This window comes from Streptomyces sp. AM25 (assembly GCF_058146165.1).
Map to the genome: position 1 here is coordinate 17,178 of NZ_JBKIWN010000010.1, position 24,049 is coordinate 41,226.

The 24,049-nt window shown below is 69.7% G+C and carries 19 protein-coding genes; 11 read left to right on the forward strand and 8 right to left on the reverse strand.

What is annotated here, in order from left to right:
• Positions 1 to 9: 9 nt before the first annotated feature.
• The gene (locus ACLHRZ_RS15095) at positions 10 to 2,628 is read right to left on the reverse strand and encodes a transglycosylase domain-containing protein (protein ID WP_490418933.1); all 2,619 of its coding nucleotides are present in this window, start codon (positions 2,626 to 2,628) and stop codon (positions 10 to 12) included.
• A gap of 385 nt (positions 2,629 to 3,013) precedes the next feature.
• On the opposite strand from ACLHRZ_RS15095, the gene ACLHRZ_RS15100 reads away from it, so the two are divergent.
• The 4 genes from ACLHRZ_RS15100 (at position 3,014) to ACLHRZ_RS15115 (ending at position 6,798) form a co-directional block, all read left to right on the forward strand.
• A complete protein-coding gene (locus ACLHRZ_RS15100) occupies positions 3,014 to 3,601 on the forward strand; it encodes a PadR family transcriptional regulator (protein WP_171078558.1) in 588 nt (195 codons plus the stop codon).
• A gap of 49 nt (positions 3,602 to 3,650) precedes the next feature.
• The gene (locus ACLHRZ_RS15105; RefSeq protein ID WP_490418934.1) at positions 3,651 to 4,733 is read left to right on the forward strand and encodes an inositol-3-phosphate synthase; all 1,083 of its coding nucleotides are present in this window, start codon (positions 3,651 to 3,653) and stop codon (positions 4,731 to 4,733) included.
• A 79-nt stretch (positions 4,734 to 4,812) separates the two neighbouring features.
• Positions 4,813 to 6,081 (forward strand): MFS transporter, encoded by a 1,269-nt coding sequence (locus ACLHRZ_RS15110; RefSeq protein WP_490418935.1) that lies wholly within the window; start codon positions 4,813 to 4,815, stop codon positions 6,079 to 6,081.
• Positions 6,082 to 6,192: 111 nt separating this feature from the next.
• Positions 6,193 to 6,798: an LppU/SCO3897 family protein gene (locus ACLHRZ_RS15115; RefSeq protein ID WP_490418936.1), complete on the forward strand. Its 606-nt coding sequence runs from the start codon at positions 6,193 to 6,195 to the stop codon at positions 6,796 to 6,798.
• Positions 6,799 to 6,910: 112 nt separating this feature from the next.
• Here the strand turns inward: ACLHRZ_RS15115 and ACLHRZ_RS15120 are convergent, their stop codons facing one another.
• Positions 6,911 to 8,368, reverse strand: a complete 1,458-nt coding sequence (locus ACLHRZ_RS15120) for a CCA tRNA nucleotidyltransferase (protein ID WP_490418937.1) — start codon at positions 8,366 to 8,368, stop codon at positions 6,911 to 6,913.
• A 209-nt stretch (positions 8,369 to 8,577) separates the two neighbouring features.
• Here ACLHRZ_RS15120 and ACLHRZ_RS15125 point away from each other — a divergent pair, with 209 nt between their 5' ends.
• The 7 genes from ACLHRZ_RS15125 to trxA all read left to right on the forward strand — a co-directional run bounded on the left by ACLHRZ_RS15125 (position 8,578) and on the right by trxA (position 18,081).
• Entirely contained in the window at positions 8,578 to 10,896 is a 2,319-nt protein-coding gene (locus ACLHRZ_RS15125) for a DUF6049 family protein (protein ID WP_490418938.1), read from the forward strand.
• 45 nt (positions 10,897 to 10,941) lie between these two features.
• Positions 10,942 to 13,143 (forward strand): murein biosynthesis integral membrane protein MurJ, encoded by a 2,202-nt coding sequence (murJ, locus tag ACLHRZ_RS15130; protein WP_490418939.1) that lies wholly within the window; start codon positions 10,942 to 10,944, stop codon positions 13,141 to 13,143.
• Between the two features lie 109 nt (positions 13,144 to 13,252).
• Positions 13,253 to 14,956, forward strand: coding sequence for a protein kinase family protein (locus ACLHRZ_RS15135; RefSeq protein ID WP_490418940.1), 1,704 nt, complete (start codon positions 13,253 to 13,255; stop codon positions 14,954 to 14,956).
• 37 nt (positions 14,957 to 14,993) lie between these two features.
• Positions 14,994 to 15,683: an RNA polymerase sigma factor SigM gene (sigM, locus tag ACLHRZ_RS15140; RefSeq protein WP_490418941.1), complete on the forward strand. Its 690-nt coding sequence runs from the start codon at positions 14,994 to 14,996 to the stop codon at positions 15,681 to 15,683.
• Positions 15,680 to 16,618, forward strand: coding sequence for an RsmA family anti-sigma factor (locus ACLHRZ_RS15145; protein ID WP_490418942.1), 939 nt, complete (start codon positions 15,680 to 15,682; stop codon positions 16,616 to 16,618). The genes sigM and ACLHRZ_RS15145 overlap by 4 nt, the downstream gene beginning before the upstream one ends.
• A gap of 117 nt (positions 16,619 to 16,735) precedes the next feature.
• Entirely contained in the window at positions 16,736 to 17,704 is a 969-nt protein-coding gene (gene trxB / locus ACLHRZ_RS15150; RefSeq protein WP_490418943.1) for a thioredoxin-disulfide reductase, read from the forward strand.
• A 44-nt stretch (positions 17,705 to 17,748) separates the two neighbouring features.
• Complete coding sequence (gene trxA / locus ACLHRZ_RS15155; protein ID WP_490418944.1) at positions 17,749 to 18,081, forward strand: thioredoxin; 333 nt, start codon at positions 17,749 to 17,751, stop codon at positions 18,079 to 18,081.
• A gap of 125 nt (positions 18,082 to 18,206) precedes the next feature.
• Here the strand turns inward: trxA and ACLHRZ_RS15160 are convergent, their stop codons facing one another.
• The 6 genes from ACLHRZ_RS15160 to yidC form a co-directional block, all read right to left on the reverse strand.
• On the reverse strand, positions 18,207 to 18,824 hold the full coding sequence (locus ACLHRZ_RS15160) for a GNAT family N-acetyltransferase (RefSeq protein WP_490418945.1): 618 nt from the start codon (positions 18,822 to 18,824) through the stop codon (positions 18,207 to 18,209).
• Between the two features lie 311 nt (positions 18,825 to 19,135).
• Positions 19,136 to 20,236, reverse strand: a complete 1,101-nt coding sequence (locus ACLHRZ_RS15165; protein WP_490418946.1) for a ParB/RepB/Spo0J family partition protein — start codon at positions 20,234 to 20,236, stop codon at positions 19,136 to 19,138.
• Positions 20,233 to 21,309, reverse strand: coding sequence for a ParA family protein (locus tag ACLHRZ_RS15170; RefSeq protein ID WP_490418947.1), 1,077 nt, complete (start codon positions 21,307 to 21,309; stop codon positions 20,233 to 20,235). Before ACLHRZ_RS15170 ends, ACLHRZ_RS15165 begins: the two co-directional genes overlap by 4 nt.
• A 270-nt stretch (positions 21,310 to 21,579) precedes the next feature.
• Positions 21,580 to 22,296 (reverse strand): 16S rRNA (guanine(527)-N(7))-methyltransferase RsmG, encoded by a 717-nt coding sequence (gene rsmG, locus ACLHRZ_RS15175; RefSeq protein ID WP_490418948.1) that lies wholly within the window; start codon positions 22,294 to 22,296, stop codon positions 21,580 to 21,582.
• A 134-nt stretch (positions 22,297 to 22,430) separates the two neighbouring features.
• A complete protein-coding gene (locus ACLHRZ_RS15180) occupies positions 22,431 to 22,952 on the reverse strand; it encodes a Jag family protein (RefSeq protein ID WP_490418949.1) in 522 nt (173 codons plus the stop codon).
• A 14-nt stretch (positions 22,953 to 22,966) separates the two neighbouring features.
• Positions 22,967 to 24,049, reverse strand: coding sequence for a membrane protein insertase YidC (gene yidC, locus ACLHRZ_RS15185; protein WP_490418950.1), 1,083 nt, complete (start codon positions 24,047 to 24,049; stop codon positions 22,967 to 22,969).

Sequence of the window (24,049 nt, forward strand, 5' to 3'; positions counted from 1 at the left end):
GGGCGTCGGTCAGCCGTTCGGGCCGCCGAAGAGGCCGCCGCCCGGCGAGTGCCGTGACGGGCTCGGCCCCGGCGTATCGCCTCCGATGTCGCCGCCGGGTCCTCCGATGCCTCCGGTACCGCCCGGCCCGCCCGCGGCGCCCTGGTCGGCGCCGCCGTTCTGGCCGCCCTTGCACTTGCGGTCGAACGGGGAGCAGGACCTGGACGCCGACGGGGAGCTGGACGGGGACTTCGACGGCGACGGCGACGCGGACGCCGACGGGGAGCTGGACGGGGACGGGACCGCGCTGGGGGAGGGGCTGGCGCCGTTCCCGTAGACCTTCACGCCGATCGGCTGCGGTGCGTCGAACTGCTCGACGGGCTGGCCCTTGAGCGCCTGTCCCATGTAGTCGGCCCAGATCTGCGCGGGGAACGACGCACCGTGGATGGTGGCCTGGCCGCCCACGCCGCGCATGGACAGGAACTCCTGCTGCTTGGCGTTGGGGTCGACGCGGTACATGCCGATCGCGGTGGACAGCTGCGGGGTGTAGCCCGCGAACCAGGCGGAGCGGTTGCCGTCGGTCGTACCCGTCTTGCCGGCCACCGGACGGTCACCGAGCTGCGCCGACGTGCCGGTGCCCGCCTGGACCACGGTCTTCAGCACGTCGGTGACGTTGTTGGCCACGTTCGCGTCGAAGGCCTGTGCGCTCTTCTCCTGGTGCTCGAACACCGCCTTGCCGTCCTTCTCGACCTTCCCGACGGAGTACGGGTCCACCTGCTTGCCGCTGTCCGCGAAGGTCCCGTAGGCGCCGGCCAGGCGGATCGCGCTGGGCGCCGAGGTGCCCAGCGAGAAGGTGGGCGTGAGGGAGGCCAGCTGGTCCTTGTCCAGGCCGGCCTTGAGCGCCGCGTCCTGGACCAGGTCGGTGCCGACGTCCATGCCGAGCTGGATGTAGGGCGTGTTCACCGAGAACTGCATGGCGGTGCGGAGGCTGATGGGCCCCTTGTCCTCGTCACCGTCGTTCCTCTGCTGCCACTCGCTGCCGTCCTTGTCGTGCCAGACGGTCCCGTCGTAGTTCCGCAGGGTCAGCTTGTTGTCGCCGTTGTAGATGCTCTCGGGCGAGACGAGCGTGCGCTGGCTGTCGTCCTGCTGCGGGCCGAGGCCCGGGTTGCGCTTCCCGTGCGTCATGGCGGCCGCCAGGACGAACGGCTTGAAGGTCGAACCGACCTGGACACCGGTGTAGTCGGCGTTGTTGGTGAAGTGCTCCAGCGCGTTCTCACCGCCGTAGATGGCGACGATCTTGCCGGTCTTGGGCTCCACCGAGGCGCCGCCGAACTGCACGTACTTGTCGACGTCCCGCGCATCGGGCTTGATGTTGGCCTTGCGGACCTCCTCGACCGACTTGGTCAGCGCGGCGACCTTGTCGCGGTCGAAGGTCGTGTAGATCTGGTAGCCGCCCTTGTCCAGCTCCGCCTTGCTGATCTTGGAGTGGGCGACGACGTAGTTGTCGGCGAGGTCGGTGAGGTAGCCGATCTGGCCGGCCCTGTTGGTCGCGGGCTTGGGCTTCTGCGGCTGCGGGAAGCCCTTCGCGACCCACTGGTCGTGCTCGGCCTGGGACAGGTGGTGCGTCTGCACCTCGCGGTCCAGGGTCCACTTCCAGCGGTCGGTCGCGCGCTTGAGGTTCTTCTCCGGCGTCGCGGCGGGGCCCTGGCCGCCGTAGGGGTCGTACAGGTTCGGGCCGTTCAGGGTGGCCGCCAGGTACGCGCCCTCGCTCGGCGTCAGGTCGTTGCAGTCCTTGTCGAAGTACGCCCGCGCCGCGGCCTGGATGCCGTACGCGCCACGCCCGTAGTAGGCGGTGTTGAGGTACCCGGCGAGGATGTCGTCCTTCTGCTGGGTCGCGCCGACCTTTATGGAGATGAGCAGCTCCGTGGCCTTGCGCTTGACCGTCTGTTCCTGGCTCAGATACGTGTTCTTCACGAACTGCTGCGTGATGGTCGAGCCGCTCTGGGTCTCACCGCCCTGCGCCATCTTCACGACGGCCCGGGCGATGCCCATGGGGTCGACGCCCCAGTCCTGGTAGAAATTGGCGTTTTCTGCAGAAATCACCGCAAACTGCATCGACTTGGGGATCTGCGTGATCGGCACGATCTGCCGGTTGAGGCTACCGCCGCCGGCGACGACCATCTGCTTGCCGTCGGCCCAGTAGTAGACGTTCTTCTGGACGACCGAGGCCTTCTGGGCGCTCGGCACCTGCACCATGGCCAGCGCGACGCCCACGGCACCGAAGACGATCCCCACGAAGGTGAGGCACAGGCCCGTCACCAGCTTCCAGGACGGAATCCAGCGGCGCGCACCGGACTTCCCCGCGCGGGGATAGTCGATGAACCGCTTGGCCGCCGGGCGCCCACTGCCCCTGCGGCCCCGGCCGTCGCCGCCCGGCGCCGGTTCCGCGGCGCGTCTGCGCCCGCCTCCTCCACCTCCCCCGCCACCGCGCCGGCCCGCACGGCGGGCGTCGGCCCGGCCGAGGCCCGGCGAAGGAGAGTTGCCGGGCGGCGCGGATCGCCGGCCCGGCGTCGGCTGCTGGGCCGCACGGCGGGCCGCGGCGCGGCCGCCCCCCTGGGGCTGCGGAGGCTTGCGGCGGTGTTCGCTCATCGAACGACTACTCCTCGGGCAGGCGCTATCGCCTGACAGCGGCAAGATGGCTTGCATTCCCCCCGATGTGTGCCGCCGCCCTTCCCCCGAGCCGCCGGGCACACAGCATCCGGGTCGAGGACGTCTGCGGGCGTCACCCGGTTCCCAGTGGTCTGCATGGCCCACAGACTACGCACGGCCAAATCCCGCCCACTGGGGATGTTCACTCAAAAATCAGGCCGGTTCTGTCCCACGAATCGGTGATGTGACCTCGTTCACCGTGCCCCCTCTTGTCCACTCAACACCCCCGTTCTATCGTCTGGATGTATCGAGTCGATACATCAGCTCGGCATAAGGGACCAATAAGGACTAGGGGATTAGGCTGTGGGGGACAAGGAGGCGAAACATGAGCAGACGCTCCGGCATCCTCGAGTTCGCCGTCCTCGGCCTGCTCCGCGAGTCCCCGATGCACGGCTACGAGCTGCGGAAACGCTTGAACACCTCGCTCGGGGTGTTCCGTGCGTTCAGCTACGGCACCCTCTACCCCTGCCTGAAGTCCCTCGTGGCGAACGGCTGGCTGGTGGAGGAGACGGGAAGCGCTCCGGAGGATGCCAGGGCGGCGTCCATGGCCGGGCGGCGGGCGAAGATCGTCTACCGCCTGACCGCGGAGGGCAAGGAGCACTTCGAGGAGCTCCTCTCCCACACCGGCCCGGACACGTGGGAGGACGAGCACTTCGCCGCCCGCTTCGCGTTCTTCGGGCAGACCTCCCGGGACGTCCGGATGCGGGTGCTGGAAGGCCGCCGCAGCCGGCTGGAGGAGCGTCTGGAGAAGATGCGTGCTTCCCTGGCCCGTACCCGAGAACGGCTGGACGACTACACCCTCGAGCTTCAGCGGCACGGCATGGAGTCCGTGGAGCGCGAGGTCCGCTGGCTGAACGAGCTGATCGAGAGCGAGCGGGCCGGGCGTGACAAGCGCACCGGTCCGGACCAGTGAGCCCTGCACCCCGCAGGGCTTCGTCGAGTACAAACAGGGAGCAACCGGAATGGGTTCGGTTCGCGTAGCCATCGTCGGCGTGGGCAACTGCGCCGCCTCGCTGGTGCAGGGCGTCGAGTACTACAAGGACGCCGACCCGAACGGCCGCGTGCCGGGTCTGATGCACGTGCAGTTCGGCGACTACCACGTGCGCGACGTCGAGTTCGTCGCCGCCTTCGACGTCGACGCGAAGAAGGTCGGCCTCGACCTCGCCGACGCCATCGGTGCCAGCGAGAACAACACCATCAAGATCTGCGACGTGCCGGCCACCGGCGTCACGGTCCAGCGCGGCCACACCCTCGACGGCCTCGGCATGTACTACCGCCAGACCATCGAGGAGTCCCCCGAGGCCCCGGTCGACGTCGTCCAGGCCCTCAAGGACAAGCAGGTCGACGTCCTGGTCTGCTACCTGCCGGTCGGCTCCGAGGACGCCGCCAAGTACTACGCGCAGTGCGCCATCGACGCCAAGGTCGCCTTCGTCAACGCCCTCCCGGTCTTCATCGCCGGCACCAAGGAGTGGGCGGACAAGTTCACCGAGGCGGGCGTCCCGATCGTGGGCGACGACATCAAGTCGCAGGTCGGCGCCACCATCACGCACCGTGTGATGGCCAAGCTCTTCGAGGACCGGGGCGTCGTCCTGGACCGCACGATGCAGCTGAACGTCGGCGGCAACATGGACTTCAAGAACATGCTCGAGCGCGAGCGCCTGGAGTCCAAGAAGATCTCCAAGACGCAGGCCGTCACCTCGCAGATCCCCGACCGCGACCTGGGCGCGAAGAACGTCCACATCGGTCCCTCGGACTACGTGGCCTGGCTGGACGACCGCAAGTGGGCCTACGTGCGCCTCGAGGGCCGCGCGTTCGGCGACGTCCCGCTGAACCTGGAGTACAAGCTCGAGGTCTGGGACTCCCCGAACTCCGCCGGTGTCATCATCGACGCCGTGCGCGCCGCGAAGATCGCCAAGGACCGCGGCATCGGCGGCCCGATCCTCTCCGCCTCCTCGTACTTCATGAAGTCGCCGCCGGTCCAGTACTTCGACGACGAGGCCCGCGAGAACGTCGAGAAGTTCATCAAGGGCGAGGTCGAGCGCTAGGAACGGCTCGCCGCTCCTGCCTCCACGGGCCTCCGGGTAATCCACCCGGAGGCCCGTGTCGTGTGTGAGGCTGTGCAGCATGCCCGTAGTGCGTGATCTTCGCGTCCTGCTCCATCTGCGCGATTTCCGCCGCCTGCTGGCAGTCCGGCTGCTCTCCCAGGCGGCCGACGGGGTCTATCAGGTCGCCCTCGCCGCCCACGTCGTCTTCTCCCCGGAGAAGCAGGCGTCGCCCGCTGCCATCGCCTCCGCCATGGCCGTTCTGCTGCTCCCCTATTCGCTGCTGGGGCCCTTCGCCGGCGTGCTGCTCGACCGCTGGCGCCGCCGCCAGGTGCTGCTGCACGGCAATCTGCTGCGCTCGGTCCTGGCCGTCTGCACCGCCCTGCTCATCGCGGCCCGCGTGCCGGACTGGCTGTTCTACGTCTCCGCGCTGTCGGTCACCGCGGTCAACCGCTTCGTCCTCGCCGGGCTTTCGGCGTCCCTGCCCCGCGTGGTCGACAGCCAGGAACGCCTGGTGATGGCCAACTCCCTCTCCCCCACGGCCGGCACCCTGGCGGCCACCGCGGGCGGCGGCCTCGCTTTCGCCGTCCGGCTCGCCGTGCCGCACGGAACGGCGTCGGACGCCCTCGTCGTGCTTCTGGGGGCCCTGCTGTACCTGTGCGCCGGACTCTGCTCCCTGCTCATGCCCGCCGGGCTGCTGGGCCCGGACATCACCGCCGCCCACGTCCGGCTGCGCACGGCGCTGACGGTCACCGTGCTCGGTCTGGCCGCCGGGGTACGGCACCTGGCGCAGCGCCGCATCGCCGCCGGTGCGCTGGCGGCGATGACACTGATGCGCTTCTGCTACGGGGCTCTGACGGTGACTCTGCTGATGCTCTGCCGGTACGCCTGGGCGGGCACCGGATCCGACGGGCTGATGCTGCTCGGCTATGCGGTCGCCGCCTCGGGAGCGGGCTTCTTCGCCGCGGCCGTGATCACGCCGTGGGCGGTCGGCCGGCTGGGGAGGCTCGGCTGGATGCTGGCCTGCGCCACGGCGGCCGCGGTGCTGGAACCCGCCCTGGGGCTCCCCTTCGAGCCCGTCCCCATGCTGGCCGCCGCCTTCGTCCTCGGGCTCGTCACCCAGGGAGCCAAGATCACGACGGACACGATCGTCCAGGCCTCCGTCGACGACGCGTTCCGCGGCCGGATCTTCTCGATCTACGACGTGCTGTTCAACGTCGCCTTCGTGGGGGCGGCGGCGGTCGCCTCCTTGATGCTGCCGCCCGACGGCAGGTCGGCCGCCCTGGTCGTCGCCGTCGCGGTCGTCTACGGAGCAATTGCCGCCACTATGGCCGCATTTCGCCGTTGGTGAGTGTCACATCAAGGCCACAGGACAGTTGCGGGCTGCGTACATGCCAAAAACGGCGGTTACCTTTACGGGCTGCACGTGCCGACACGGCTCACTTCAGTTCGGGGGACACCTGTGACCACTCCGCCGCCTCATCAGAACCCGTACGCCCAGCAGGGCGGCGGCAATCCCTACGCCCAGCAGCCGCAGGCGCCGTACGGGCCGCCTCCGCAGGGGCCGTACGCACAGGGGCCGTATGCGCAGGGGCCGTATGCGCAGGGGCCGTATGCGCAGCAGCCCCCGCAGGGTCCGTACGGGCAACAGCCTCCCGGGCCGTACGACCAGCAGCCGCCCGGTCCCTACGCCCAGCCCGGCGGCTTCCCGGGGGCGCCGGTGCCGCCGCAGGCTCCGCGCCGTTCCGCGAAGCGGGTCATCAGGAACATCGTGCTGCCGATCGTCGCCCTCGTCGTCGCGGTGGGCGGCTGGCTGTTCGGCAAGAGCGACGACACCACCAAGCTGTCCGTCGGTGACTGCCTGCAGAACACCGGCACGGACTCCAAGCCGGCGATCAAGAAGCTCTCCTGCACGGACAGCAAGGCGACCTACAAGGTGCTCAAGAAGATCGACGGCTTCACCATCACCTCGCTGACCTGTTCCAAGGTCGAGGGCGCGACCTCTGCGCTCACCTGGAAGGAGCGCTCGAACCGCTTCACCCTCTGCCTGAGCAACAACAAGGCGTAACCGTGAGGGGCGGTGTTTCACGTGAAACACCACCCCTCATCGTTGCCCCGCACTGACGTTTGCTGATGTTTCACGTGAAACATCAGCAAACGTCAGTGCGGAACATCCCGCCTCAGCTCTGCGCCGCCCACCATTCCTTGAGCAGGGCGATCGCGGCCTCCCGCTCCAGCGGACCGTGCTCCAGGCGCATCTCCAGCATGTGCTTGTACGCCTTGCCGACCTGCGGCCCGGGGCCGATGCCCAGGATCTGCATGATCTCGTTGCCGTCCAGGTCGGGCCGGATCGCGTCCAGCTCCTCCTGCTCCTGGAGCCTGGCGATGCGCTCCTCCAGCCCGTCGTAGGCACGGGACAGCGCCTGCGCCTTGCGCTTGTTGCGCGTGGTGCAGTCCGAGCGGGTCAGCTTGTGCAGCCGGTCCAGCAGCGGTCCCGCGTCGCGCACGTACCGGCGGACGGCCGAGTCGGTCCACTCGCCGGTGCCGTAGCCGTGGAAGCGCAGGTGGAGCTCGACGAGCCGGGAGACGTCCTTCACCAGCTCGTTGGAGTACTTGAGCTTGGTCATCCGCGCCTTGGTCATCTTGGCGCCCACCACCTCGTGGTGGTGGAAGGAGACCCGGCCGTCCAGCTCGAAGCGCCGCGTCTTCGGCTTGCCGATGTCGTGCAGCAGCGCGGCCAGGCGCAGGACCAGGTCGGGGCCGTTCTCTTCCAGGTCGATCGCCTGGTCCAGGACGGTGAGCGTGTGCTCGTAGACGTCCTTGTGCCGGTGGTGCTCGTCCCGCTCCAGGCTCAGCGCGGGCAGCTCCGGCAGGACGTGCCGGGCGAGCCGGGTGTCGACAAGGAGACGAAGGCCCTTGCGGGGGTGACCGGAGAGGATCAGCTTGTTCAGCTCGTCACGGATCCGCTCGGCCGAGACGATCTCCAGGCGGTCGGCCATCTCGTTCATCGCCGTGACGACCTCGGGGGCGACCGCGAAGTCCAGCTGGGCGGCGAAGCGGGCCGCCCGCATCATGCGCAGCGGGTCGTCGGAGAAGGACTCCTCCGGGGTGCCGGGCGTGCGCAGGACCCGCAGGGCCAGATCCTCCAGACCGTTGTGCGGGTCGACGAACGTCTTCTCCGGCAGCACGACGGCCATCGCGTTGACGGTGAAGTCGCGACGGACGAGGTCCTCCTCGATGGAGTCGCCGTAGGAGACCTCCGGCTTGCGCGAGGTCCGGTCGTACGCTTCCGACCGATATGTCGTGACCTCAATGTCGAAGTCTGCTTTGCGGCATCCCACGGTGCCGAAGGCGATCCCGACCTCCCAGACCGCGTCGGCCCACGGGCGCACGATCTTCAGCACGTCCTCGGGGCGGGCGTCCGTCGTGAAGTCGAGGTCGTTGCCGAGCCGGCCCAGCAGCGCGTCCCGTACCGATCCGCCGACCAGGGCGAGTGTGAACCCGGCCTCCCGGAATCGGCGGGCGAGGTCGTCGGCTACGGGGGACACCCGCAGGAGCTCGCTCACGGCACAGCGCTGCGCCTGGCTGAGCTCGTTGGTCGACGGCAGGGTGTGGCTGTCATTGTTGGCGTTCGGCACAACAGAACAGGGTACGTGGCCGCGCGCGGGCCGGCCTCCCCGTTACGGGACGCTCCGTGACGGTCTGCGCACAGCACACGCAGACCGGACCTCGGGGCCGGATGTCGATCTTGTAAGCCGGTCCGCGGCACTTCGGCACAGCAGGCCTCGTTACCATTCGGGGACGCACCATCCGACGACCACTGACAACGACGAGGGACGGGCGACGCGTGGCCGAGGCGGCAGAGTTCCAGGGGACGACTTCCGCTCCTGCCTGCCGGTGGACCCGGCGCACCGCGGTGCTGCTCGGGGTCCTGCTCTTCGTCGGCCTCCTGCATCTGCCGACGGCCCCCGCCGCCCGGGCGGACGTCGGGGGCGCCCGTTCGGTCGGTGTCTCCATCGATGCGCTGACCCCCGTCACCCCGACGCAGAACGACACGCTCACCGTCTCGGGCACGGTCACCAACAACGGCAAGACGGCGATCACCGGCGCCCATGTGGGCCTGCGGGTGGGATCGCAGCTCAGTACCCGCAGCGACATCGACGACATAGGGGACAAGGGCGGTTTCTCGCCGAGCTCCGACGGCGCCGAGGTGGGCGGTGACCACGTCCAGAAGATCGACAAGCTCGCTCCGGGCGTCAGCCGGAACTTCAGCCTCACGCTGCCGGTGAAGGACCTGAACCTCGGCAAGGACGGCGTCTACCAGCTCGCCGCCACCTTCTCCGGGCAGTCCGCCGACCAGCCCTACGAGCGGGTGCTGGGCATCCAGCGGACCCTGCTCCCCTGGCAGCCGTCGGCGGTCGAGGGCAGGAAGACCAAGCTCACCGTCCTGTGGCCGCTGATCTCGACCACGCACCTGAGCGCGCGCACCGAGTCCGACCAGCAGCAGACGCCCGTCTTCATCAACGACGACCTCGCGGCCGACCTGGCGCCGGGCGGCCGGCTGCAGCAGCTCGTGTCCCTGGGCAAGACCCTCCCGGTCACCTGGGTGATCGACCCCGACCTGCTGGCCACGGTCGAGGCCATGACCAAGCCGTACCGGGTCAGCACCCCGGACGGGAAGAGCAGCACCCCGGGCCGGGGGCAGGCGGTCGCCAAGCAGTGGCTGGGCCAGCTCCAGGACGCCGTCGCCAGTCATCAGGTGGTGGCCCTGCCGTTCGCCGACCCGGACCTGGCCTCGCTCGCGCACCGCGGGAAGGACGTCTCCGGTGCCCTCAGCCACCTCCAGTCCGCCACCGACCTCGCCTCGACCACCGTGGACACCATCCTCGGCGTCAAGCCGCGCACGGACTTCGCCTGGCCCGTGGACGGGGCGGTCGACACGTCCATCGTCGACGTCGCCACCTCGGCGGGCGCCCACAACGTCATCGCGCGCAGCGACAGCTTCCGCGAGTCCGGCAACACCTACGCCCCGACCGCCGCCCGGCAGATCGGCGGCGGCAACACGGCCGTCGTCGCGGACGCCCGGCTGTCCACCGCCTTCCAGGGCGACATGATCCGGGCCGGGGACTCCTCCCTGGCCGTGCAGCAGTTCCTGGCGCAGAGCCTCGTGGTGAACAAGCAGGCGCCGGAGAACGAGCGCAGCATCGTCGTCGCCCCCCAGCGCATGCCCACGACCAGCCAGGCCCAGGCGATGGCCACGGCGGTCAAGGGTCTGTCGGACGGCCGCTGGACCCAGCCCCTCGACCTGGGGGACGCGGCCAGGGCCACCCCCGACCCCAACGCCTCCCAGCAGGTGCCCGGTACCGGCTCGTACCCCGACTCGCTGCGCTCGCAGGAGCTGACCACCGGGGCGTTCCAGGAGATCCAGAAGACCCAGAGCACCCTGGACAGCTTCAAGGTGATCCTCAGCGCCCAGGACCGGGTGGTCACCCCCTTCGGCAGCGCGATCATGCGGGAGATGTCCACGTCGTGGCGGGGCAACCCGCAGGGCGCGGGGCAGTTCCGCAACGGCGTCCAGGCCTACCTCTACAAGCTCACCCGCCAGGTGCAGCTGATCAAGAAGTCCGACGCGACCCTGTCGGGCCGGAGCGCGACGATCCCGGTGACCGTCGAGAACGGCCTGCTGCAGGAGATCCACGGGCTGAAGCTCGTCCTGGAGTCCAGCCAGCCGAACCGCCTCACGATCGACAACGCCCAGCCGGTCAAGGTGGAGGGCGGGCACAGCCAGTCCGTGAAGTTCGAGACACGGGCCAACGCCAACGGTCCCGTCCAGGTGACCGCCCGCCTCTTCACGAGCGACGGCCAGCAGTACGGCGACTCGATGACCTTCACTGTGCATGTCACCTCCATCACGCCTATGGTGCTGCTGGTCATCGCCGGAGGCGTGCTCCTCCTGGTCCTCGCGGGGCTCCGCATCTACCTCCAGCGCAAGCGCGCCGCAGCGCACAAAGCCGCTGGTGGAGGACCCGGGAACCAGGGCGGGGACGGGCCGGAGGGCCCCGGCGGCCCCGGCGACGACATGCCCGGGCAGCCGGGTGACCCGGCCGTGGACACCGGAACGCAAAGCGGTGGCCCATCCGGCCCGGGTGAGAAAGTGGAACATTGACGTGTTGTGGGGCCGGCCGGCCGCCGACGATGAGGTGGGGTAGCGATGAACGCGCCGTACGACGGTGACCACGGTCCGGGGACGGGCGGTGAGCAGCGGGGACCGTACCCGCCGGTGCCGCCTGCCCAGCCCCAGGCGCACCAGGGGAACCCGTACTCCCAGGACCCCTACCTCCAGGACGCGTACACGGCCGACCCGTACGCCCCTCAGGACCCGGCCGCCCCGGCTGCCGATGCGCTCTACGACCAGGCCACCCGCCCGATGCCGACCGTGCCCCAGCACCCCGCCGGCGACCGGCCGTGGCCGCCGGCCCCGGGCCCGGCGCCGCAGGCCGGCCAGACCCAGCGGACCCCCTTCGACGATCCGACGGCGCAGATCCCGGCCGTCGGCGGTTTCTCGGCCCCGGGCGAGCACCCGCAGCGGGACGCCTTCGCGCACCTCTACCGCGACCAGCAGCAGCCGTACGAGCCGCAGCGCCCGTCGGACCGGCCGCCGGTCCCGGCACCGGGGCAGTTCGTGCCCCAGCCCGCCCAGCCCCTGCAGCCGCAGCAGCAGCCGGCCGCAGAGCCTGCCGTGGAGCCGGAGCCCGCAGCCGAGGCGAAGGGCGGCAAGGCGGCCAGCCTGCTGAAGTCGAGCGCGGTCATGGCCGCAGGCACCATGGTGTCCCGCGTCCTGGGCTTCGCCCGGAACCTCGTGATGGCGGCGGCGATCGGCGTCGGCACACTGAACGACGGCTACCAGGTCGCCAACACCCTGCCGACGATGATCTACATCCTCGTCGGCGGCGGCGCGCTCAACGCGGTGTTCATCCCGCAGCTGGTGCGCGCCATGAAGAACGACGACGACGGCGGCGAGGCCTACGCCAACCGGCTGCTCACCCTGGTCGTCGTCATGCTGGCGGGCGTCACGACCGTGTGCGTGCTCGGCGCACCGCTCTTCATCAGGATGATGTCGCCGACCATCGCGGACGATCCGGCCCGGATGGACGTGGCCGTGGCCTTCGCCCGCTACTGCCTGCCGACCATGTTCTTCATGGGCGTGCACGTCGTCCTGGGCCAGATCCTCAACGCCCGCGAGCGGTTCGGCGCGATGATGTGGACCCCGGTCCTCAACAACATCATCATCATCGCGACCTTCGGCGCCTTCATCTGGGCCTTCGGCAGCTTCTCCGACAGCGGCGTCAGCGCGGCCACCATCACGCCCGAGGGCGTCCGGCTGCTCGGCATCGGCACCCTGCTGGGACTCATCGTCCAGTCCCTGGCGATGCTCCCCTACCTGCGCGACGCCGGATTCCGGATCCGTCCCCGCTTCGACTGGCGCGGCCAGGGCCTGGGCAAGGCCCTCGGCCTGGCGAAGTGGACGTTCTTCTTCGTCCTCGCGAACCAGCTCGGCATGGTCGTGGTCACCCAGCTGGCCACGTCGGCCGGTGCCACGGCCGAGAAGGCCGGGCACAGCGGCACCGGCATCACGGCCTACAACTTCGCCCTCCAGCTCTGGCAGATGCCGCAGGCCATCATCACGGTCTCGGTGATGACCGCCGTACTGCCCCGGATCTCCCGCGCCGCCCACGACGGCGACGCCTCGGCCGTCCGGGACGACCTCTCCCACGGACTGCGCACCTCGGCCGTGGCCATCGTGCCCTGCGCCTTCGCCTTCCTGGCTCTGGGCGTCCCCACGGCCACCCTGATGTTCGCCTCGGGCTCCGGGGTCGGCGGCGCCACCAACATCGGCTTCATCCTGATGGCCTTCGGCCTCGGTCTGATCCCGTACTCCGCGCAGTACGTCATCCTCCGCGGCTTCTACGCCTACGAGGACACGCGCACGCCCTTCTACAACACGGTCATCGTGGCCGCCGTCAACGCCGCCGCCTCGGGACTGAGCTTCCTCGTATTGCCCGCGCGCTGGGCCGTGGCCGGCATGGCCGCGTCCTACGGCCTGGGCTACGCGATCGGCGTGGGCGTCGCCTGGCGCCGCCTCCGCAACCGGCTGGGCGGCGACCTGGACGGGGCCCGCGTCGTGCGGACCTACGCCCGGCTGGCCGGCGCCTGCCTGCCCGCCGCCCTGTTCGGCGGCGCGGTCTCGTACGGAATCGGTCAGGTTCTGGGCTACGGCTTCGCAGGTTCGCTCGTCGCTCTGGTCGGCGGCGGTCTGGTCCTGGTCGCCGTCTTCTACCTTGCCGCCAAGCGGATGCGCATCGACGAGCTGAACGCCATGGTCGGTATGGTCCGCGGACGGCTGGGGCGCTGACCGGAGCACAACCATCGCCCGCTGCCGTGTGTCGTGCATAGCGCCGGACTGTGGGCACAATTGTCTTGGCTGTGGACAGGGTGCAACGGATGGGGAGGCAGGGACGACGGTGGCGGAACGGAGCACGGCTGCCGTCGACGTGGCCGACAACAGCGGCAAACAGCCACTGACCGCCGAGGCGGGCAAGGCCACGACCGACGGGGCGGAGACCGACAAGAAGGTCGGTACGCACCAGGAGACCGCGCGCGCGGAGAGCAAGAGCTCCGCGCGCGATGCGCAGCCGCTCGAGCTGCACAGCGGCCACAAGCTCGCCAGAAGGTACCGGCTGGAGGAGTGCGTCACCCGTCTGGAGGGATTCAGCAGCTGGCGTGCGATGGACGAGAAACTGCGCCGTGCCGTCGGCGTCCACCTCCTCCCCGCCGACCACCCCCGCGCCCGGCCGGTGCTCGCCGCCGCCCGCTCCGCCGCGCTCCTCGGTGACCCCCGCTTCGTCCAGGTCCTCGACGCGGTCGAGGAGAACGAGCTCGTCTACGTGGTCCACGAGTGGCTGCCCGACGCCACCGAGCTCACTCCTCTGCTGGCCGCCGGCCCGCTCGAACCGCACGACGCCTATCAGCTCGTGAGCCAGGTGTCCCAGGCCATGGCGGCCGCACACCGCGAGGGCCTGGCGCACCTGCGCCTCACCCCCGGCTCCGTCCTCCGCACGGGGTCCGGCCAGTACCGCATCCGCGGGCTGGCCGTCATGGCCGCGCTCCGGGGCATCACCTCCGAGCACCCCCAGCGGACCGACACCGAGGCCATCGGCGCGCTCCTCTACGCCGCGCTCACCCAGCGCTGGCCGCACGAGAACAACGCCCACGGCCTGCCCGGCCTGCCCAAGGGCATGGGCCTGATCGCCCCCGACCAGGTCCGGGCCGGGGTCCACCGGGGTCTCTCCGAACTCGCCATGCGCGCGCTCGTCGACGAGGGCGCCGCTGCCTCCAAGCAGGAAGACCCCTGCACGACTCCGGAGGAGCTGGCCAAGGCGGTTGCGGCGATGCCGCGCATCCGCCCGCCGGAGTCCGCCTTCACCGCTGCCGCCGCCTACCAGCGCGGGTCGTACCACGGCCCGACCCCGCCCCGCACGGGCGGCCCGGCCCAGCCCGCTCCTGTCCCCCCGCCGCCCCCACTGGAGAGCCGCACCGGCAAGGCCATCAAGTGGAGCGTGTCGGCACTGCTCATCGCCGCACTGGGCCTGGGCAGTTGGCAGCTTGCGGACACGCTCCTCAAGCCTGGGGACTCGGACGACACACCGCACTCCCAGTCGACGGGGGACGGTTCGCCGAAGAAGCCCGAGACACAGCCGATCAGCATTGCGGATGCCCGGGAGTATGCGCCGGACGGCAAGCCACAGCACACCGACCAGGTCCAGTACACCTACGACGGTGACCCCAAGACCTCCTGGCGCACGCTGACCTTCAACGCCGGACCGACCCTCAGCCCGTACAAGGCGGGCGTCGGGATCGTCTACGACCTCGGGTCGAGCCAGAAGCTCAGCGGCGCCACGGTGCAGCTGCGCTACGGCGGGGACCATACGACCGTGTCGCTCTATGCCACCGACTCGTTGTCCCCCTCGACGTCGCTGAGCGGGATGCAGAAACTGTCGACCGACACGACGACCAGTACCACGGCAAAGATCTCCCTCAAGGAGCCGTCCGAGACGCGGTACGTCCTCCTATGGATCACGGCCGTGCCGTATTCTGCCGCCGATCCTGAGACGTTCAGCAGAGCCGGCTACAAACAGGCCATCAGCGACGTGAAGTTCACCGGCTGAGCCACGAGGCCGACCGCCAGGGGGAGGGGGCTCGACGTTGGACGACGCCACACGTGCCGGCGCGAGCGATGCCGAGCTGCTCTCCCGGCACATCGAGGGCGATCCCGACGCCTTCGGCGAGATAGTCCGCCGGCACCGCGACCGGCTCTGGGCCGTGGCCCTGCGGACCCTCGGTGACCGGGAAGAGGCCGCGGACGCCGTCCAGGACGCCCTCGTCTCCGCCTACCGGGCGGCCCACACCTTCCGGGGACAGTCCGCCGTCACCACCTGGCTGCACCGGATCACCGTGAACGCCTGCCTGGACCGGGCCCGCAAGAGCGCGTCGCGGCGCACCGCGCCGCTCGCCGAGACCGAGCGGCTGGAGCAGCTGCTGGAGCCGCACGAGTCGGCCGCCGCCCCCGCCGAGCGCAGCGACCTGCACCGGGAGCTGATCCGGGCGCTGGCCACGCTGCCCCCGGACCAGCGGGCCGCCCTGGTCCTGGTGGACATGCAGGGCTATCCCGTCGCCGAAGCGGCCAAGGTGCTGGACGTCCCCACCGGCACGGTGAAGAGCAGATGTGCCCGGGGCCGGGCACGGCTGCTGCCGCTGCTCACCCATCTGCGCCCGGATGGCAGGGGTAGCCCGCGCGTCGGCAGGGAAAGGAACCGGTCTCAGGGGACGTCCGTCCCACCACCGGCAGGACAGAGCGACACAGATCCAGTGAAGGGCGGAGGTGGACGAGCGTGACCTCGACGACCGGCACGGACGGGCACCCGGAGGTCGCGGAGATCTCCGCACTTGCCGAGGGAGTCCTCTCCCCCTCGCGATCGGCGGATGTCCGGGAGCACCTGGCGGACTGTGAGCTCTGCGAGGACGTGCGGAACTCCCTGAGCGAGATCCGGGACCTGCTGGGCACGCTCCCCGGCCCGCCCCGGATGCCCGCGGACATCGCCGGCCGGATCGATGCCGCGCTGGCCGCCGAAGCGCTGCTCGACGCCACCGCCCCCAGGGCGGGCGACGACGTTTCACGTGAAACCGCGCCGAGCGAGCGTCGGCCGGAGCCCGCCCCCGTTTCCGTTTCACGTGAAACGGAAACGCCCCCGCCTGTTTCACGTGAAACCGCCGACCGCCCCGCGGGACGCCCCCGCGCCGCAACGGGACCGGGCCGGCAGACCCCCGCCCCCCGGCTCCGCAGGATCCGGCGCGGGCCCGCAGTGCTGCTCGGCACCGCATGTGCCGCCGCCGTCATCGGGCTCGGCAGCCTGTTCCTGTACGGCGGCTCGGACGGCACCCCCCAGGCGAGCTCCGGCGGCCCCGGCGCGAGCCGTCCTCCGGCTGCGTACTCCGACCAGGAGCTCACGGTGCGCGTGCAGGACCTGCTGCGCTCCTCCGGGACCCCCGTGGAACCCCGCGGCATGAGCGCCCAGAACTCGCCCGAGACGACCCTGCGGGACAACGGCACCACGGCCCCGTCCTGCGTACGGGAAGGCATCGGGCGCCCCGAATCCGCTCTGGCCACCCACCCGGAGAAGTACCGGGAGCAGGACGCCTATCTCGTCGTCCTGCCGCATCCCGGCGACACCTCGCTCGTTGACGCCTACGTCGTGTCCGCCGCCTGCGAGTCCTCCGCCGCCCAGGCCCCCGGACAGGTACTGCTCAACCGGACCGTGCCGCGTTCCTGACGCGCCACCGCCCGGGCTGTCGTCTCCGGAGGGAATGCGGGCCCCGTAGGATCCGTTGGGTGGGGTGAGACCCGCAAGGATCCCAGACCGCAGTCGGCAGAGACGAGGAAGACACCCGTGAGCGACGTCCGCAACGTGATCATCATTGGCTCCGGGCCCGCAGGCTATACGGCCGCCCTCTACACCGCCCGGGCCTCCCTGAAGCCGTTGGTCTTCGAGGGCGCCGTGACCGCTGGTGGTGCGCTGATGAACACCACCGACGTGGAGAACTTCCCCGGCTTCCGCGAGGGCATCATGGGCCCCGACCTGATGGACAACATGCGGGCCCAGGCCGAGCGCTTCGGCGCCGAGCTGATCCCGGACGACGTCATCGCGGTCGACCTCAGCGACGAGATCAAGACGGTCACCGACTCCGCGGGCACCGTCCACCGTGCCAAGGCCGTCATCGTGACCACCGGCTCCCAGCACCGCAAGCTCGGCCTGCCCCGCGAGGACGAGCTGTCCGGCCGCGGTGTCTCCTGGTGCGCCACCTGCGACGGGTTCTTCTTCAAGGACCAGGACATCGCCGTCATCGGCGGTGGCGACACGGCCATGGAGGAGGCGACCTTCCTCTCCCGCTTCGCCAAGTCCGTCACCGTGGTCCACCGCCGTGACGCCCTGCGGGCCAGCAAGGCCATGCAGGAGCGCGCCTTCGCCGACCCGAAGATCTCCTTCGTCTGGGACAGCGAGGTCGCCGAGATCCACGGCGAGAACAAGCTCTCCGGGCTGACTCTGCGCAACCTCAAGACCGGTGAGACCTCCGAGCTCCCGGTGACGGGCCTCTTCATCGCCATCGGCCACGACCCGCGCACCGAGCTCTTCAAGGGTCAGCTGGAGCTGGACGACGAGGGCTACCTCAAGGTCGCCGCCCCCTCGACCCGCACCAACCTGACCGGTGTCTTCGCCGCGGGCGACGTCGTCGACCACACGTACCGCCAGGCGATCACCGCCGCCGGCACCGGCTGCTCCGCCGCCCTGGACGCCGAGCGCTTCCTGGCCTCGCTCGCCGACGGCGAGAACGTCCGCGAGCCCGAGCAGACCCCCTGACCCACCCCTCACCTCCCCACGCACAAGGATTTAAGGAGACAGCCGTGGCCGGCACTCTCAAGAACGTGACCGACGACTCCTTCGAGCAGGACGTCCTCAAGAGCAGCAAGCCCGTCCTGGTGGACTTCTGGGCGGCCTGGTGCGGCCCCTGCCGCCAGATCGCCCCCTCCCTGGAGGCCATCGCGGCCGAGCACGGCGACAAGATCGAGATCGTCAAGCTCAACATCGACGAGAACCCCGCCACCGCGGCCAAGTACGGCGTGATGTCGATCCCGACCCTCAACGTCTACCAGGGTGGCGAGGTCGCCAAGACCATCGTCGGCGCCAAGCCGAAGGCCGCCATCGAGCGCGACCTGGCCGACTTCCTCGGTATGTAGGACAGAGCGACATTCACTGTTTCACGTGAAACAGGGCCCGCCCCCTCCTCGGGGGCGGGCCCTTTTCGTTTCCCTGAGGGCATCCCTGAGGGCATCCCTGGATCCCTGAAAGCATCCCCGGGGCGCTACAGCGGGCGGAGTGCAGGTTCCTTCTGTACGGCGCCCAGCAGCCGGTCCAGTGCCAGCTCGACGTCCTCTTTCCAGGACATCGCCGTGCGGAGCTCCAGCCGCAGACGCGGATACCGCGGATGGGGTCGCACCGTCTTGAATCCCACCGCCAGCAGGTGCTCGGCCGGCAGGACACACGCAGGTTCCCTCCACCTGGCGTCGCCGAAGGCCTCGATCGCCTTGAAGCCCCGCCGCAGCACGTCCTTCGCCACGGTCTGCACCATCACCCGGCCCAGCCCCTGCCCCTGGTACCCGGGCGTCAGCCAGGCGGTCATCAACTGCACGGCGTCCGCGGCAACAGGACTGGTGGGGAAGGCCGTCGAGCGGGGCACATAGGCCGGGGGCGCATAGAGCACGAATCCCACCGGAGCCTCGTCGACATAGACCACCCGGCCGCAGGAGCCCCACTCCAGCAGGACGGCCGACAGCCAGGCCTCCTTCTCCAGCTCCGGGCGTCCGGCTCTCAGTGCGGCTTCACCGCTGACGGGGTCCAGCTCCCAGAAGACACAGGCGCGGCAGCGCTCGGGGAGGTCGGGGAGATTGTCCAACGTGAGCGGTACGAGCCGACGCCCCATGCAGTCAGTCCCTCAATTCCGTCGCGTGCCGTGCTCCGGGCGGCGTTCAGCGCACTGCGTTCTCTGAGGAGACTGCCGACGAATCCGCCGACCGCTCCCAGGCCCAAGCCCGTTGCCACCAGTCCCGTCCGGCTCACCGTTCGCATGGCCTCGCCCCTCCGTGAACTGTGTCCAACGTGGACGTGCGATACCCCAACGCATCGTATCCGCACGTCGATTGGCCCGATAGCTGGAGAAGGCAAAGGGCAGGTTGTGTTCACACGGAGGTTCCACGTGAAACACAACCCGCCCTGGGCGGTAACGCAGCAGGACTACGCCGCGCCCTCATCGTCGTCGTGCGCGAGCTTCTGGGCCAGCACCCGTCCCTCGCCTGGAGCCAGGCTGTTGAGGATCCGGTCCAGGTCGTCCATCGAGGCGAATTCGACGACGATCTTGCCTTTCTTCTGGCCGAGGTCGACCTTCACGCGGGTCTCGAAGCGGTCCGAGAGCCGCGAGGCCAGGTCGGTCAGCGCCGGGGAGACCCGCGCACCGGCCCGGGGACCCTTGGGCTTCGCCGAGGCGGGACGCGAACCCATCAGGGTCACGATCTCCTCCACGGCACGCACCGAGAGCCCCTCGGCCACGATGCGGTGGGCGAGCCGGTCCTGCTCCGCCGAGTCGTCGACCGAGAGCAGGGCCCGGGCATGCCCGGCGGAGAGCACACCGGCGGCAACCCGCCGCTGCACGGCGGGGGAGAGCTTCAACAGCCGCAGCGTGTTGGAGACCTGGGGACGCGAGCGCCCGATACGGTCCGCCAGCTCGTCATGCGTGCACTTGAAGTCCTTGAGCAACTGGTCGTAGGCAGCAGCCTCTTCCAGCGGGTTCAGCTGGGCCCGGTGGAGGTTCTCCAGCAGGGCGTCCAGCAGAAGCTTCTCGTCGTCCGTGGCCCGGATGATGGCGGGAATCTTCTCCAGCCCGGCCTCACGGCAGGCCCGCCAGCGGCGCTCGCCCATGATGAGCTCATAGCGCTCCGGAGCCAACTGCCGTACCACGACCGGCTGGAGAAGACCGACCTCGCGGATCGAGGTGACGAGTTCGGCGAGGGCGTCCTCGTCGAACACCTCCCGCGGCTGACGCGGGTTGGGGGTGATGGAGTCCAGCGGCAGCTCGGCGAAGTGGGCGCCTGCAACCGCCTCCGCGGGCTGCTCGGCCTCTGTTTCACGTGAAACGGAATCGAGCACGGCAGGCGTCTCGTCGACCGGGAAAGCGGTCACCTTCGCCGCAGCCGGTCCCCGCTCCGCCGTCAGTACCGGCACCGCCGTCGGGGACGTCGCACCGGACCCCACGGCCGGTGCACTGTTCTCCGATCCCTTCGGCGCTGCCGGGATCAGCGCACCGAGCCCACGGCCCAGTCCTCTACGTCGCTCACTCACTGAAGCCCCTCCGACATGCTGTGCTGCTCTTGCTGCTGCTGGTGGTCCACGGGCTGCCCCACGGCCTGATGCCCCACCGTATGAGCCCCGCCGTCTTCGTAGTGCACGCCCACCCCCCGGAGCGCCATCTCCCGGGCCGCCTCCAGGTAGGAGAGGGCGCCGCTGGAGCCCGGGTCGTACGTCAGCACCGTCTGCCCGTAGCTGGGCGCCTCCGAGATACGGACCGAGCGCGGGATGCTGGTCCGCAGCACCTCGTGTCCGAAGTGGCTGCGCACCTCCTCGGCGACCTGGGAGGCCAGCCGGGTCCGCCCGTCGTACATCGTCAACAGGATCGTCGACACATGGAGCTTGGGGTTGAGGTGACCCCGCACCAGCTCCACGTTCCGCAGCAGCTGGCCGAGGCCCTCCAGCGCGTAGTACTCGCACTGAATGGGGATCAGCACCTCTGCGCCGGCGACCAGTGCATTGACCGTCAGCAGGCCCAGCGAGGGCGGACAGTCGATCAGGATGTAGTCCAGCGGCTGCTCGTACGCCTTGATGGCGCGGTCGAGCCGGCTCTCCCGGGCGACCAGCGAGACCAACTCGATCTCGGCACCGGCCAGATCGATGGTGGCGGGAGCACAGAACAGCCCCTCCACGTCCATGACGGGCTGGACGACTTCGGAGAGCTTCCTGTTGTCCACCAGCACGTCGTAGATCGACGGCACCTCGGCGTGGTGGTCGATGCCCAGCGCGGTGGAGGCGTTGCCCTGCGGATCGAGGTCGATGACCAGGACCCGGTTGCCGTGCAGCGCCAGCGAGGCCGCAAGGTTCACCGTGGTCGTGGTCTTGCCCACCCCGCCCTTCTGGTTGGCGACCACCATCACCCGGGTCTGCTCGGGCCGGGGCATCGGAGGTCGCGTTTCACGTGAAACGGCCTCATCGGCAGTCGGGTCACCGGGGGGAGCCATGGGCTCGGAGTCGGCAGGACGGGGACCGGGGACCGGATCGGTCATCGGCCCCGCGATATTGGCGTCGGACCGCAAGGATTCACTCTCCTCGACATCAGGCTCGCAGTGAACAGAGCCTGCCATGCTTTCGGGGTTGTGAACCAGCGAGGCCCGTTCTCCTGTGGATGAATCCACCCGGCCTGTGGATGAACTCATGCCCTCGGCCGGGCGACGGTCGCGCGGCATGGCAGCCGCGCGACCACGATTGATGATTCCGTGCAGCAAGGAGCGATGTTTCACGTGAAACACGATGCATATGACGCATCGCTACTCGGCCGCGACACTCCGTAATGCGTAGTTTTGCCAGCTTGTATGGAGCATCGCCACCGGCAGACGGCCCAGTGCCGCCCCGCCTCAGCGGCGCCGCCGGGCCCGGCCGGTCCGGGCCGCCTTGGCCCGCTTCGCCGCGAAGCGCACACCGCCGGGGCTCTCCCCGCACTCGACCCGCACCACGGTGGACATCGGGTCCACGATGCCCTCGCCGACCTGGAACACCGAGGTGCGCACGACGCCGAGCTTGCTCAGCGCCGCCCGCGCGGCCGTGAGCTCCTCCTCCGCGGTGTCGCCCTTGAGGGCCAGCATCTCGCCGTACGGCCGCAGCAGCGGCACGCCCCAGCCGGCCAGCCGGTCCAGCGGCGCCACGGCCCGGGCCGTCACCACGTGCACCGGCGGCACCTTGCCCAGCATCTCCTCGGCCCGGCCGCGCACCACCGTGACATGGTCCAGCCCCAGCAGCTCGACGACCTCCTGGAGGAACGTCGTGCGCCGCAGCAACGGCTCCAGCAGCGTGATCTGCAGGTCGGGACGGACCAGGGCCAGCGGGATGCCCGGCAGCCCGGCGCCCGAGCCCACGTCGCACACCGAGACGCCCTCGGGCACGGCCTCGGACAGCACCGCACAGTTCAGCAGGTGCCGCTCCCACAGCCGGGGAACCTCACGGGGGCCGATCAGTCCGCGCTGCACACCCGCATCCGAGAGCAGCTCCGCATAGCGGACGGCCTCCGGAAAGCGGTCACCGAATACCGCCCGCGCCACCGCGGGCGCCGGGGGGAGCTCCGCTGCCTCTTCCACGAGAACCGTCCTTCCGTACAACGTTGTTCTGGGACCCGGGCGACCAGAGGCCCGGGGAGTTCTGAGTATCGGGGAAACCACGGCCCCGTCTGCGAACAGACGGGGCCGTGGCTACCTGGAATCGGTACGTGACGTCAGGCCGGAAGAACGACCACGCGGCGCTGGGGCTCCTCGCCCTCGGACTCGCTGCGCAGGCCCGCGGCGGCCACCGCGTCGTGGACGACCTTGCGCTCGAACGGCGTCATCGGGTCGAGCCGGACGGCCTGCCCGGTGCTCTTGGCCTCGTCCGCCGCCTGGGCGCCGATCTTGGACAGCTCCTGGCGCTTGCGCGCGCGGAAGCCGGCGATGTCGAGCATCAGACGGCTGCGGTCACCGGTCTCCCGGTTCACCGCGAGCCGGGTCAGCTCCTGGAGCGCCTCCAGCACCTCACCGTCACGGCCCACCAGCTTCTGCAGGTCACGGCTGGTGGAGTCGCTGATGATCGACACCGAGGCGCGGTCGGCCTCGACATCCATGTCGATGTCCCCGTCGAGGTCGGCGATGTCCAGCAGCCCCTCGAGGTAGTCGGCCGCGATCTCGCCCTCCTGCTCCAGGCGGGACAGGGTGTCGGTGCCCTCGGCGGCGGCCGCACTGGTCTGAGGCTGTGTGTCCGTCACGGTGGACTCCTTCTTCACTTCTTGGACGGGTGCTTGGGCCGCTGCGGGCCGCCCTTGCGCTGCCCGGACTTGGCGTTGCGGGCAGCGCCGCCCGCCGGCTTGGGCTTGCTGTCCTCGGCCTGATTCTGCTGCTCGTCGACCGCCTGCTCACCGGCGGAGGACTGGCCGCCGGTCTGCCGCTGGGCCTTGGTCTGCCGCTTCGGCTGCTGGCGGGAGGCACGAGCGGCGTCGGCCGCCTTCTTGGCCTCGACCTGGGCCGGGTCCTCCTTGAGCTTGCCCTTGGCCCGCAGGCGCTCCTGGCGCTGCTCGAAGGCCAGGCTGCCCGGAGTGGGGTTGCGGCGGATGACGAACATCTGCTGGCCCATCGTCCACACGTTGGTGGTCAGCCAGTAGACCAGGACACCGACCGGGAAGTTGATGCCGAAGACGGCGAACATGATCGGGAAGACGTACATCAGCATCTTCTGCTGCTGCATGAACGGCGTCTTCACCGTGAGGTCGACGTTCTTCGTCATCAGCTGGCGCTGCGTGTAGAACTGCGACAGCGACATCAGGACGATCATGATGATCGTGACGACGCGGACGTCCGTCAGCGTGGCGCCGAGGCTCTCGATCTTGCCCGCGTTGTCCATGAACTTCGCGGACAGCGGGGCACCGAAGATGTGTGCCTTACGGGCGCTGTCCAGCAGCGACTGGTCGATGACGCCGACCGTCTTGCCCTGCGCGATGTGGTTCAGGACCTGGTACAGCGAGATGAAGAAGGGCGACTGGGCCAGGATCGGGAGACAGCTCGAGAGCGGGTTGGTGCCCGTCTCCTTGTAGAGCTTCATCATCTCTTCGGACTGGCGCTGCTTGTCGCTCTTGTAACGCTCCTGGATCGCCTTCATCTTCGGCTGGAGCGCCTGCATGTTCCGCGTGGCCTTGATCTGCTTCACGAAGAGCGGGATCAGGCAGATGCGGATCAGCACCACCAGCGAGACGATGGACAGACCCCACGCCGCGCCACTGTTCCTGTCGAAGATGAGGCTGTAGAACGAGTGGAACTGGACGATGATCCAGGAAACAGCGTAATAGAGGGGACCGAGGATCGTGTCCAC